9 protein-coding genes are annotated in these 13473 nt (G+C 62.7%); 3 read left to right on the forward strand and 6 right to left on the reverse strand.

The features are described 5' to 3' along the window. Window positions 1-54: 54 nt before the first annotated feature. The 4 genes from IFT99_RS11620 to ptsP all read right to left on the reverse strand — a co-directional run bounded on the left by IFT99_RS11620 (window position 55) and on the right by ptsP (window position 7681). Entirely contained in the window at window positions 55-1617 is a 1563-nt protein-coding gene (locus IFT99_RS11620) for an alkaline phosphatase D family protein (protein ID WP_192132390.1), read from the reverse strand. A 517-nt stretch (window positions 1618-2134) separates the two neighbouring features. After that, window positions 2135-3865: a PTS fructose-like transporter subunit IIB gene (locus tag IFT99_RS11625; protein ID WP_192132392.1), complete on the reverse strand. Its 1731-nt coding sequence runs from the start codon at window positions 3863-3865 to the stop codon at window positions 2135-2137. 16 nt (window positions 3866-3881) lie between these two features. Beyond that, the gene (gene pfkB, locus IFT99_RS11630) at window positions 3882-4820 is read right to left on the reverse strand and encodes a 1-phosphofructokinase (RefSeq protein WP_065990129.1); all 939 of its coding nucleotides are present in this window, start codon (window positions 4818-4820) and stop codon (window positions 3882-3884) included. After that, window positions 4820-7681, reverse strand: a complete 2862-nt coding sequence (gene ptsP / locus IFT99_RS11635) for a phosphoenolpyruvate--protein phosphotransferase (protein WP_065990133.1) — start codon at window positions 7679-7681, stop codon at window positions 4820-4822. Before ptsP ends, pfkB begins: the two co-directional genes overlap by 1 nt. Before the next feature lie 352 nt (window positions 7682-8033). Between ptsP and cra the strand changes: the two genes are divergently transcribed. From cra to IFT99_RS11650, 3 genes are all read left to right on the forward strand, one after another. Further along, window positions 8034-9029, forward strand: coding sequence for a catabolite repressor/activator (gene cra, locus IFT99_RS11640; protein ID WP_065990136.1), 996 nt, complete (start codon window positions 8034-8036; stop codon window positions 9027-9029). A gap of 5 nt (window positions 9030-9034) precedes the next feature. Next, entirely contained in the window at window positions 9035-9814 is a 780-nt protein-coding gene (locus IFT99_RS11645) for a TatD family hydrolase (RefSeq protein WP_192132394.1), read from the forward strand. Window positions 9815-9907: 93 nt separating this feature from the next. Then, window positions 9908-10357 carry a low affinity iron permease family protein gene (locus IFT99_RS11650; protein ID WP_192132396.1) on the forward strand — a complete coding sequence of 150 codons (450 nt, stop codon included), beginning with the start codon at window positions 9908-9910 and terminating at the stop codon, window positions 10355-10357. A 73-nt stretch (window positions 10358-10430) separates the two neighbouring features. Here the strand turns inward: IFT99_RS11650 and garD are convergent, their stop codons facing one another. After that, entirely contained in the window at window positions 10431-11984 is a 1554-nt protein-coding gene (gene garD / locus IFT99_RS11655; protein WP_192132398.1) for a galactarate dehydratase, read from the reverse strand. Between the two features lie 12 nt (window positions 11985-11996). Next, the gene (locus tag IFT99_RS11660; protein WP_192132400.1) at window positions 11997-13367 is read right to left on the reverse strand and encodes an MFS transporter; all 1371 of its coding nucleotides are present in this window, start codon (window positions 13365-13367) and stop codon (window positions 11997-11999) included. Window positions 13368-13473: the final 106 nt, after the last annotated feature.

A 13473-nucleotide genomic window follows, 5' to 3' on the forward strand; every position in this document is an offset into this window, starting at 1 on the left:
ACCTGGTTATCGTACGACTGATCAATAAGCCGGACCGCGTTGCCTGTCGGGGCGTCAGGCCTGGCTGGCAGGTTGCAGCCTCTTCTCAAACACCGAAACCCCGTCCAGATCCCGCAGTGTCACGGTCATTTCCCCGCTTTGGCCGTCAATGTTCACCTCACCAAAAAACTGGAAGCCGGCGAAGGGTGAAGTGTTCTGCGCTGGCGGAGCCTTCTGGAATACCAACTCGGGCCCGAAGGTCTTGTCCAGGGTATTAGGCCCGTAACTGCCCGCATTCAAAGGCCCGGCCACAAACTCCCAGAACGGGTCGAAATCCTGAAACACCGCCTGATCGGGGTGGTAGTGGTGCGCCGCGCAGTAATGCACATCAGCCGTCAACCAGACGGTGTCGCGGACCTTCTGCTGGCGCAGGAAGCCCAGCAGTTCGGCAACTTCTTGTTCGCGGCCTTTCGGCGCGCCGTCGTCGCCGTTGGCGATGGCCTCCCAATGCATCACGCCGGGGCTGATCTCGCCGTCGGGCACGCCCAGGCCGATGGGCATGTCAGCGGCAATGACTTTCCACTGAGCCCCAGAGGCTTGAAGTTCGCGCTTGAGCCAATCCAGTTGCTCGCGGCCCAGAAAGGCAGTGGTCGGCCCGGGCTTGTCGGCCAGATTGGCGTCGTTGCCGTCGCGATAGCTGCGCATGTCGAGCACGAACACGTCCAGCATCGGGCCGTAAGCAATCTTGCGATAGACCCGCCCGCCGTTGTCGGCGCTCTGCAGGCGCATCGGCGCATATTCGAGGAACGCCTGTCGCCCGCGCGCCGCCAACAGCTGGATGTCCTTGACCTTGTAGCGGTCGTCGAGCTGCTTGCTCGGTGACCAGTTGTTGGTCACTTCGTGGTCGTCCCACTGCCAGATCTGCGGGACCTCGGCGTTGAAGCGCCGCAGGTTTTCGTCCATCAGGTTGTAGCGGTAGGCGCCGCGGTATTCGTCGAGGGTTTCGGCGACCTTGCTCTTCTCTTCCGTGGTGATGTTGCGCCAGACACGCCCACCCTCGGTGACCACCTCGGCAGGCACCGGGCCGTCGGCGTAAATGGTATCGCCGCTGTGGATGAAGAAATCCGGCAGGCGCAGACGCATGGCTTCGTAAATGCGCATGCCGCCGATCTCGGGGTTGATGCCGAAGCCCTGGCCGACGGTGTCGCCGCTCCAGACGAAGCGGATGTTGCGGCGATTGACCGGCACGCTGCGCAGATGGCCGAACCAGGGTTCGCTGGCGACGCCGGTTTGCGCATCCTCGAAGAACACGCGGTAGAAGATGGCTTGATCCGCCGGCAGGCCGGTCAGTTCGACGCGCGCGGTGAAGTCAGTGCGTGGGTCGGCGAGCAGCGAGACCGTGCGGCGGGGGTTGCTGAACATGCTGCGGGTGTCCCATTCGACCACCATCCGCGCAGGCCGGTCGCTGCGACTCCACACCATCGCGCGGTCGCCGAGCACGTCGCCGGACTGGACGCCGTCGGTCATTTTCGGGCGATCCTTCACCGACGCAATAACCGCCGGCGCAAGCCCCGGCAACAACAATCCAGCGCCAGCGGCCTGGATGATACGGCGGCGAGTCAGGTCGAACCGGGACATGTTTATCCTCCTCAAGGGAATGCCAAAAGGAGGAAGCTAGCAGCGGATTGTTTGCGGGAGATGACAGGGCAGTGAACAGGCCGAGTGTTGTCTGTGTCTGGCACAAGATCCAGTGCCGAGTGTTGTCTGTTCTGGCACAAGATCCAGTGCCAAGCCCGGTCCCTGTGGGAGTGAGCTTGCTCGCGAAGAGGCCCGAACATCCGACACACATTCAGCGCCTGGGATATCGCTTTCGCGAGCAAGCTCACTCCTACAATTGATCGTGTTCCGCCGCGGAAATCCGGGGCGCACTCAGCCTTCTGTAGGAGCGAGCTTGCTCGCGAAGAGGCCCGAACATCCGACACATCTCCGGAAGCCGGACCGCACACTTGTAGGACTGGCTTTAGCCGGGAAGGCGTCGGTAGTCACACCAAAGTTCTGATGGCGGGCACACCGGCCTCTTCCCGGCTGAAGCCGGTCCCACTAAAAGCATCGCGCGCATCCCGTGGAACCGGTTATAGCCGGGAAGCGCCAGCGGTTACGCGCCGGCGGGCACCGCGTCCAGTTCTGCCGGTTCAGGTCGTTTCAGCAGCGCATACAGCACGCCGGTCACGACGCTGCCCGCCACGATCGCCAGCAGGTACAGCAGCGCATGGTTGATCGCGTTCGGAATGAGCAGCACGAACAACCCACCGTGGGGCGCCATCAGTTTGCAGCCGAAGAACATCGACAGCGCACCGGTCAGCGCGCCGCCCGCGATGCTCGCCGGAATCACCCGAAGCGGGTCTTTCGCGGCAAACGGAATCGCGCCTTCGGAGATGAAGCACAGCCCCAGCACGAAGGCCGCTTTCCCCGCTTCACGCTCGCTCTGGGCAAACTTGCGCCGGGCGATCAATGCCGCGATGCCCATACCAATTGGCGGCACCATGCCGGCCGCCATCGTGGCCGCCATCGGCGCGCCGCTGCTGGAGGCCAGCAAGCCCACCGAAAACGCGTACGACGCCTTATTGATCGGCCCACCGAGATCCACGCACATCATCGCGCCCAGCAGCACGCCGAGCAGCACCGCGTTGGCCGTGCCCATGGTGTCGAGGAAGTGTGTGAGCCCTTCGAGCATGCCGGCGACCGGCTTGCCCACCACGTAAATCATTACCAGCCCGGTGAACAGGCTCGCCAGCAGCGGAATGATCAGAATCGGCTTCAAGGCTTCGACACTGGCCGGCAGCTTCGCGTAACGGTTGACCGCCCAGGCGCTGTAGCCCGCCAAGAATCCCGCGATGATCCCGCCAATGAAGCCGGCGCCCAGAGTGCTCGCCAGCAGCCCGCCGATCATCCCTGGCGCAAGGCCCGGACGGTCCGCGATTGAATAAGCGATGTACCCGGCCAGCAACGGCACCATCAACTGGAACGCGGCGCCCGCGCCGATCTGTTTCAGCGCCGCCGCCAACGTCCCCGGTTCCTCGGCCGCGTGAATGCCGAACACGAACGACAGCGCGATCAGCAAACCGCCCGCCACCACCATCGGCAGCATGAACGACACGCCGGTGAGCAGGTGTTTGTAGACACCTGTCTTCTCTTTTTTGGAGGACGCCTTGGACGTTGAAGCCGTGGACTCAACCTCCGCCTCCGCCAGCGCTTTTTTCAGCGTCGCGTCGGCCTGCTTGAGCGCAATACCGGTGCCGCAGCGATAGATGCGCTTGCCGGCGAAACGCTCGGTAGCGACTTCGATATCACACGCCAGCAGCACCACGTCGGCGTCGGCAATGGCCTGGGCGCTGAGCGGATTGCGTGCACCGACCGAGCCCTGCGTCTCCACCTGCAGGTCATAGCCAAGCTTTTTCGCCGCCTGCTGGATCGCCTCGGCGGCCATGAAAGTGTGGGCAACGCCGGTCGGGCACGCCGTCACCGCCACCAGACGCGGCTGCGCGCTGGACGTGGCAGGCGGGGCGGAAGTCGCGGTGTGCTCGGTCGCCAGCGCCGACGCTGAACGCAGAAAGCCGTCGGCATCCTGCAACGCCTGTGCGGGCGTGGCCTGATACAGGCGCTTGCCGGAAAAACGCGTCAGGTCCAGCGCGCCGGTGTTGACCACCAACACCCAGTCCGCCGCTTCGATGTCGCCCGGCGACAGTTGCTTTTCCGGATGACGCGGATCGTGGATCTCGACGCTGGTGCTCCAACCCTGGCGTTGGGCCGCCGCATCCAGCAGACGGGCACTGAGGACGCTGCTGATTTTGCCGTTCGGACAGGCCGTAACGATGGCTAACTTCATCACACTTCCTCTCTTGTTATGCCGTCAGGACGCGGACGTTGACGCCGCTTTCCAGACGTTTCAATTGCGCCGGATCATTGATGCCGAAGCCGATCTGAGTGACGGCCATGGCCGCAATGGCCGTGGCAGTCCGCAAGGTTTGCTCGGGTTTGTGCCCAGACAGCAAGCCGTGAACCATCCCGGCCAGCAGCGAATCACCCGCGCCGACGGTGCTGGCGACGGTGACTTTGGGCGGCAATGCCTGCAAGGCCACGTTGGAACTGAACCAATGAACGCCTTCCGAGCCCTGGGAAATCACCACGTGCTCGATGCCGCGCTGGCGCAGGTCGGCTGCGGCCTCTGCTTGCGCGGCGATGGAAATGATCGGCGCATCAAGGGCGTCGGCCAGCTCTTCGGTGTTGGGTTTGATCATCCACGGCGACGCTTCCAGTCCAGCGCGCAACGCTTCGCCGCTGGTGTCCAGCGCAACTTTCAGGCCCATCTCGTTGAGGCGCAGCAACAACGTTTTCAACCACTGGGGGCTGACGCCACGGGGCAGACTGCCGGCCACGACCACCGCATCAAAACCCGACGCGATCTGCTCGACCCGAGCGGCCAGCGCCTGTTGCGCCTGCGCGCTGACTTCCGGGCCCGGGCCGTTGAGGTCGGTAATACGGCCGCTGCTTTCCGCCAGCTTGATGTTGCTGCGGGTCTCGCCCGGCACCCGCACGAATTCATCGACGAAGCCGCGCTTCGCAAACAGAGTTTCGAACGGCTGCTGGTTATCCACGCCGAGGAAACCGGCAACGGTCAGCTCGTGGCCCAGATCAGCCAGCACCTGGGCGACGTTGATCCCCTTGCCCGCCGCGTGGCTGAGCATGGCGTCGCTGCGGTTGACCTGGCCGATCTGCAAGGGGCCCAACTGCACGGTCAGGTCCAGCGCCGGGTTCATGGTCAATGTCAGTATTTTCGCCATTACAGCCCCTCCACGAGGGCACGCACGTCCGCCGCGCTGCCAACGGCCAGGGCCGCCTGCGCAAGTTTTCGGGCTTCGATCAGATTCAATTCACGGACGCAGGCTTTGACTTCGCCGATGCTCCGCGCCGAGACGCTCAATTCATCCACACCCAGACCGACCAGCACCGGCACGGCCAGCGGGTCGGCGGCCAATTCGCCACAGACCCCCACCCATTTGCCATTGGCATGGGCCGCGCGCACGGTGATGTCGATCAGTTGCAACACCGCCGGGTGCAGGCCATCGGCCTGGGCAGACAGGGTCGGGTGACCGCGGTCGATGGCCATTGTGTACTGGGTCAGGTCGTTGGTGCCGACGCTAAAGAAGTCCACTTCCTTCGCCAGCACCGGCGCCAGCAACGCCGCCGATGGCACTTCAATCATGATGCCCAGTTGCAGGTCGGCCACCGGGATTTCCAGACGCAGACGCTCGGTCATGTCGCGGGCCTGACGCCACTCTTCGACGGTGCCCACCATCGGAAACATGATGCGCAGCGGGCGATTGTCTGCCGCACGCAGCAATGCGCGCAGCTGAATTTCCATGATGTCCGGGCGCTGCAAGGTCAGGCGAATGCCGCGCACGCCGAGAAACGGGTTTTCTTCTTTATCGATGGGCCAGTACGGCAGCGGTTTGTCGCCGCCGACGTCCAGGGTGCGAACCACCAGCGGGCGACCGTCGAGGTCTTTGAGCACGCGACGGTATTCCGCTTCCTGGGTCGCTTCGTCCGGCGCGGAGCTGTGGGCCATGAACAGCAACTCGGTGCGCAGCAGGCCAATCCCTTCGGCGCCCTGCTCCACCGCTGCCGGCGTACCGGCGCTGTCACCGATGTTGGCGAAGACCTCAACGGCGTGGCCGTCCTGGGTGATCGCAGGCTCCATGCGCAGGGCAGCGGCAGCCTTGAGGCGTTGCTCGCGGGTGTCACGGTCCTGCAAGGCGCGCTTCAGGGTCGCGTCGTCCGGCGCGACGTCGAGACGCCCGCGCTGGCCGTCGATCAACAGTTGCGTGCCGGACTTGATCAGCAATACCGCATCGCCCGCACCGACCAGCGCGGGGATGCCCAACGCCCGGGCAACGATGGCGCTGTGGGCCGTAGCGCCGCCGCGCGCGGTGAGAATGCCGGCGACACGGGCAGGGTCAAGACGTGCGACGTCGGACGGGCCGACTTCATCCATCACCAAAATGTACGGTTCTTCCGGCTCAACCAGGTCCTCGACGCCACAGATCTGCGCCAATACGCGGCGACCGACATCCCGCAGGTCAGCGGCACGTTCCGCCAGCAGCGCATCTTTGAGCTGTTCCTGCTGACGGGCGGCGGCCTCGATCACGTTCATCCATGCCGCAGCGGCGCTTTCGCCTTGTTTCAAGCGCTGCGCCACTTCGTCGACCAGTTCGGGGTCGGCGAGCATTTCCTGGTGAGTGACGAAAATCTCGCGAATGGCCTTCGCCGTGCTGCGTTGAATCAATTGCTCGATGTCGAGGCGCACCTGCGCCAGCGCGCTGTGCAGACGTTCGTGCTCAACGCTTTGCGATTCGCCCTGGGCCGGGTAATCGAACACTGGCAGAACATGCACGTGGGCCGGGCCGACGGCGATGCCGGGCGCCGCAGGAACGGCCTGGATGTGAGTGCCCGCAGCCGGCGCGCTGAGGGTTTTCTCAACAATCGTCGGGGCGGGTGCGGGCTCACTGTGGGCCGGCAACGGTTCGATTTCTTCGCCCAGACCTTCGAGCACTGCGGCGATCAACGCAGGCAAGGCATCGGCGGCAATGGTCGGCTCGGCAATGAACTCAAGGGACTGACCGCGCTGCACGCCGAGGCTCAGCAGCTTGCTCAAGCTCTTGGCCGACACCGGATTCTCGGTGCCATCGACGATGCGCACGCGGATGTCGCCCTCAAAACCCTTGGCCAACTGCGCAAGGATTTTCGCCGGACGCGCGTGCAGACCGTGGGCATTGGCCAGGGTCACGCGCTCGCTCGGCCAGTCCGGCGGCACTTCGCCGCCCAATGCCTGAAGCACGGCGCGGCTGCTGGTCGCCTCGCCCAGTACGTGGCCGCGACCTTCGATCAGCAACGCGCATAGACGTTCGAGCAACGCCTGGTGGGACTCACCCAGGCTCGCGAGGCAGAACAGGCCGGTCAGCGACTGGCCCAGATGACGCATGGGTTTGTCCGGGGTGACGAACGCCAGGCCGGGCTTGTTGACCATCTGTTCGCTGTGCAGCCACCAGAGGCCTTCGCCCAACGGCAGTGGCTCGACCTGCTGCAGCACCGCCGCGAAGCCGTTGTTCACACACTCGGCCTTGCGCAGCAGACGCGCGCCGCGCCAGACCAGTTCTTCGAAATCATCGACCATGACGCCCAGGCTGATCATCTGCGCATCGAGGGCCAGTTCTTGTGGCGCACCCTGCAGCAGTTTGAGCAGCGACTCGGGGTCCTTCGCCTGACGCAACGCTTCGCCCAGGTCGTTTTCACCGAGTGCGCGGGTCAGCAACTGGAGCAAGCGCAGATGCTCGTCGGACTTGGCGGCGATGCCGATGGCCAGGTAGACCATTTGCCCGTCGCCCCAGTCCACCCCTTCGGGGAATTGCATAAGGCGCACGCCGGTGGCGAACACCTGGTCGCGGGTCTCTGGCGTGCCGTGGGGAATGGCAATGCCCTGCCCCAAAAAGGTCGAGCCTTGTTGCTCGCGCGCCTGCAAGCCTGCAAGGTAGCCGGCAGCTACCAGGCCGTCAGCGACGAGCAAGTCAGCCAGCAGTTGCAACGCGGCGGGCTTGTCCACCGCCGACTGGTCCATGGAAATTTGCTCTATGGTCAGCTCGAGCATTGCGTTCTCCTGTGCTGCGCGGGGTCGCGCCAGATTCTTGTTGTAGGACCGGTCGTACACACCGATGACTGACGGTTTGCGAATATTGAATGCGGCATTCAGAGGTCCGATTGGGCAAAAAGTGCCATAAACAGGCCTGCTGAATCGTTTAATCTGAAGTGCCGCGCACGTTACTTGATAATTCCGGCGGTTTGAAGCTCATCCGGTCGAATCGTGTAGGAAACATCCCGTGCAGGTCACAAGCTTCCTACGAGGCGACGGTCTGCTGTCATGATGGCTGTTAATCGGTGAAAATCCCTGCCACGGTAGTTCAGCTCCCACTTTTGCTTCTCATCACGAAAGGATGCCCGGCTTGAAACTCAGTGATATTGCGCGTCTGGCCGGTGTTTCTGTGACCACGGCCAGCTACGTGATCAACGGAAAGGCCGAACAGCAACGCATCAGCAGTGCAACGGTCGAGCGCGTGCGCGCGGTGGTCGACGCCCATGGCTTCAGGCCCAACCCGCAGGCGGCCGGGCTGCGCAGCCGGCATACCCGCACACTGGGCTTCATCCTGCCGGACCTGGAAAACCCCAGCTATGCGCGCATCGCCAAGCAACTGGAACAGGGCGCTCGCGCGCGCGGCTACCAATTGCTGATCGCCAGTTCAGACGACGATCCCATCAGCGAGTTGCAGTTGTTGCAGCTGTTTCGTGCGAGACGCTGCGATGCGCTGTTCGTCGCCAGTTGCCTGCCGGCCAGCGATGACAGCTATCGCGCGCTGCAGCAGCAAGGGACGCCGGTCATCGCCATCGACCGGGAGATGGACCCGGCACACTTCTGCTCGGTGGTCAGCGACGACCACGACGCCAGCCAGCAACTGACCCGCAGCCTGCTGGAGATCAAACCCCGACACATCGCCTTGCTTGGCGCGCAGCCGGAGCTGAGCGTCAGTAAGGCGCGGGCCAAGGGCTTCGAAGACGCGCTGGAGGGTTTCGAAGGCTCGGTGATCAGCGAGCACGGCGACGCGTTCAGCCGTGACTGCGGCCTGCAACTGGCCAGCGATATGTTCGATCGGCTGGGTTATTTCCCGGACGCGCTGATCACGACGTCCTACGTCCTGCTGCAAGGGGTGTTCGACCTGCTGCACCAGCGGCGCCTGAACCCGGACCAACTTCACCTGGGCACGTTCGGTGACACGCAACTGCTGGATTTCCTGCCGCTGCCGGTCAATGCCATGGCCCAACAGCACCACTTGATCGCCGAAAAAGCCCTGGCCCTGGCCCTGTCGGCCATTGAGCAGGACCAGTACGAACCGGGCGTGCATGCCATTGTGCGGACGTTCAAGCAGCGGATTCACGAGGCGTAAGCAACGTGCGACTGATCGACACCCACACACACCTGGATTTCGACGATTTCGATGCCGACCGCAACGACGTACTCGCCAACAGCCGGCAGCTGGGTGTGGAGCGCCTCGTGGTGTTGGGCGTGTATCAGCGCAATCTGCAGCGAGTGTGGGATCTGGCGCTCAGTGAGCCGTCGGTGTACGCCGCGCTGGGCTTGCACCCGGTGTTCCTGGAAGAGCATCAGCCCGAGCATGTGCAGCAACTGCGCGACTGGCTGACGCGTCTGGCCGGGCATCCCAAACTGTGCGCCGTGGGCGAAATCGGTCTGGATTACTACATCGAATCCCTGGACCGCCCGCCACAACAGGCCTTGCTCGACCAGCAGTTGCAGATGGCAGCGGACTTCAACCTCCCCGCCCTGCTCCACGTGCGCCGCAGCCATGCCGACACCCTCGCCGCGCTCAAGCGTTTCAGGCTCAAGCGCTGCGGTATCGTTCACGCCTTCGCCGGCAGCCGCGAAGAAGCGCGGGAATACATCAAGCTGGGTTACAAGCTGGGGCTGGGCGGTGCGGCGACGTGGCCGCAGGCCTTGCGCATGCATCGGGTGATCGCCGAGTTGCCGCTGGACAGCGTCGTGCTGGAAACCGACTCGCCGGACATGGCCCCGGCCATGTTTCCAGGCATGCGCAACAGCCCCGAGCATCTCCCCGACATTTGCGCCGCCATCGCCGAACTGATGAAAATCCCTGCCGACACGCTGGCCGCAGCGAGCACCGCCAACGCGTGCGAAGTGTTCGGCTGGGTCTGAAGTCTGTCGCCGATTTCATGTTGTAAGAAGAAATTTCAAAGACGCAGCGTGGTCCCTTGGGTACCTCTCTAGGCTCACAAAGGAAACCCGTTAATGAAATTCTCGAAGTTCGCGCAGGCCTTGTCGCGATGGTCCGGCAGCCCACGAACCTTCCTGGTGGCGATCGCGCTGATTTGCGTGTGGGCCGCGACCGGGCCGCTCTTCCACTACAACGACACCTGGCAACTGATCATCAACACGTCCACGACGATCATCACCTTCCTGATGGTTTTCCTGATCCAGAACACCCAGAACCGCGATACCGATGAGTTGCATATCAAAATCGACGAACTGCTGCGCGTGACCAAAGATGCACAGAACGCCGTGCTGAGCCTGGATAATCTCAACCAGAAGGAACTGCACGCGCTGCGCAAGAAGTACAAGGCGATGGGCAAAGGCATTGAGTTTGATCACGCCGAGGCGTTTCCGGAGCCTGAGCCTGAGCCGGGTGAGGAGGCCGGTACACCCGCTAAATCTTCAGCGGCTGCAGTGACTTCTTCGTGAGCACGCTCACTCCCACATGAACCGTGATCCAGCCGGGCTCAGATGCCCGGCTGGTAAAGGGCTGAATTCCGGCTTAGGTAATCGGCGCCGGGTTGAACAGGGTGATGTCGTTGTGCAGACGATACTTCTCGGTCCAGGTCGTCTTCTTGCCACTGGCCACGTCCAGATAGAAGTGAAACAGCTCCCAACCCAGATCCTCGATGCTTGCACGCCCGGTCGCAATGCGCCCGGCATCGATGTCGATCAGGTCCGGCCAGCGCTGGGCCAGCTCGGTACGGGTCGACACTTTCACCACCGGTGACATCGCCAGACCGTACGGCGTGCCGCGCCCGGTGGTGAACACGTGCAGGTTCATCCCGGCCGCCAGTTGCAACGTCCCACAGACAAAATCGCTCGCCGGCGTTGCGCAGAAGATCAGGCCTTTGCGCGTCACCCGTTCGCCAGGGCCAAGCACCCCGTTGATCGCGCTGCTGCCGGATTTGACGATGGACCCCAGCGACTTCTCGACGATGTTCGACAACCCGCCCTTCTTGTTCCCCGGCGTGGTGTTGGCGCTGCGGTCCGCTTCGCCCTTGGCCAGATAACGGTCGTACCAATCCATTTCACGAACCAGGCCTTCAGCGACTTCCATGTTTTCCGCACGGGAGGTCAGCAGGTAGATCGCGTCACGCACCTCGGTCACTTCCGAGAACATTACGGTCGCACCTGCGCGCAGCAGCAGGTCCGAGGCATAACCCAGTGCCGGGTTGGCGGTGATGCCGGAAAACGCATCGCTGCCGCCGCACTGCATGCCCAGAATCAATTCCGACGCCGGCACGGTTTCGCGACGACGCTGGTCGAGCTTCTTCAAGCGGGTCTCGGCCAATTCCATGATCTGCTCGATCATTTCGTTGAAGCCGTGTTTGGAATCCTGCAAGCGATACAGCCACGGCTCGCTCAGATCGACCGAGGCGTCGTCACTGTGCATGACCTGATCGGCCTGCAACTTCTCGCAGCCCAGGCTGATCACCAGCGCCTCGCCACCCAGGTTCGGGTTACGCGCCAGGTTGCGCACGGTGCGGATCGGGATGTACGCGTCCTTGGCGGTGATGGCGACGCCGCAGCCGTAGCTGTGGGTCAGCGCCACCACGTCATCGACGTTCGGGTATTTGGGCAGCAGTTCTTCGCGGATGCGCTTGACGGCGAAATCCAGAACGCCGGTGACGCACTGCACCGTAGTGGTAATGCCCAGAATGTTACGCGTGCCGACGGTGCCGTCGGCGTTGCGATAGCCCTCGAAGGTGAAGCCTTCCAGCGGCTCACCGCGGACCGGCACGGCATCGGACATCGGCAGGCTGTCCAGCGCTGGCGCCGACGGCATGCGCAGCTGATCTTCCCTGACCCAACTGCCCTTCGGGATCGGCTGCAGCGCATAGCCGATGGTGTGGCCGTAACGAATGATCGGCTCCCCTTCGGCGATGTCCACGGTGTTCACCTTGTGGCTCTGCGGCACATTGTCGACGGTCACCAGACCGTTATCGAATTCAGTCCCCGCCGGGACGCCCTGGTCATTGACCACGACGACGACGTTATCAAGCGCATGCAGGCGAATGTAACGCGGCGAGTCGGCATGTTGGATCAAGTTCATCACGGTTTTTCCTCAGAGTTTCGCTTGAGAAAGCTCGGCTTCACTGGCCGGCAAGGCACCCTTCTTTGGGGTTTCCTTGAGTTCTACACGTTTGATTTCACCGACGATGAAGATGTAGCTGATCACTGCCACCAGCGCGTTGGCGCCGACGAACACCAGGGCCCATTTGAACGAACCGGTGGTGCTGATGATGTAGCCGATGACGATCGGGGTGGTGATGGAGGCGATGTTACCGAACATGTTGAACAGACCGCCGCTCAAACCGGCGATTTGTTTCGGCGACGCGTCGGACATGACCGCCCAGCCCAGTGCGCCCACGCCCTTGCCGAAGAAGGCCAGTGCCATGAAGCCCACGACGACCCATTCGACATCGACGTAGTTGCAGGTCACGATCGAGGTCGACAGCAGCAGGCCACCGATGATCGGCGCCTTGCGTGCGAAGGTCAGCGAATGGCCTTTGCGCAGCAGGTAGTCGGAGATGATCCCGCCCAGTACGCCGCCGATGAAGCCGCAGATGGCCGGCAGCGATGCAATGAAGCCCGCCTTGAGAATGGTCATGCCCCGTTCTTGAACCAGGTACACCGGGAACCAGGTCAGGAAGAAGTAGGTGATGCCGTTGATGCAATATTGAGCCAGGTAAATGCCCAGCATCATGCGGTTGGTCAGCAACTGACGCACGTAGTCCCATTTGGGACCGCTGGCGGAGCCTTTACCCTTGTCCTGATCCATGTCGACCATGCCGCCGTTGTTGGCGATGTGATCGAACTCTTCCTTGTTGATTTTCGGGTGGTTGCGCGGGCTGTGGATAACTTTCAGCCAGATCAGCGAGAACAGGATGCCGATACTGCCCATCACGATGAACACATGCTGCCAGCCGAAGGTATAGACGATCCAGCCCATGATCGGGGCGAACAGCACGGTGGCGAAGTATTGCGCCGAGTTGAAGATGGCCGAGGCCGTGCCGCGTTCAGACGTCGGGAACCAGGCCGCCACGATACGGGCGTTGCCGGGGAACGACGGTGCTTCGGCGAGGCCCACCATGAAGCGCAGGGCGAACAGCAGGAAGATGGCGGTCGAGAGACCGAATTCACCCACGTAGCCTTGCAGCACGGTGAACAGCGACCAGGTGAAGATGCTCATTGCGTAGACTTTCTTGGAGCCGTAACGGTCCAGAAGCCAGCCGCCCGGGATCTGGCCACCGACGTAGGCCCAACCAAATGCGGAGAAGATGAAACCGAGGGTGACGGCGTCGATGCCGAGGCTTTTTTGCAGGCTGGAGCCCGCGATGGCGATGGTTGCACGGTCGGCATAGTTGATCGTGGTCACCAGGAACAGCATGAGCAAGATCAAATAGCGGACGTGCGTCGGCTTGGTTTTCAGCATGTTCGAAACTCCCACTAATTATTTTTTTGTGCGGGTAAACGATCTTATGTGCGTGTGCTGCTCGCCCCTGCCCCTAAAACAGATGCGATCTGAAGCGGTACTGCCA

Origin of the sequence: Pseudomonas sp. CFBP 8772 (assembly GCF_014841665.1) — a bacterium.
Taxonomy (GTDB): Bacteria; Pseudomonadota; Gammaproteobacteria; order Pseudomonadales; family Pseudomonadaceae; genus Aquipseudomonas; species Aquipseudomonas graminis_B.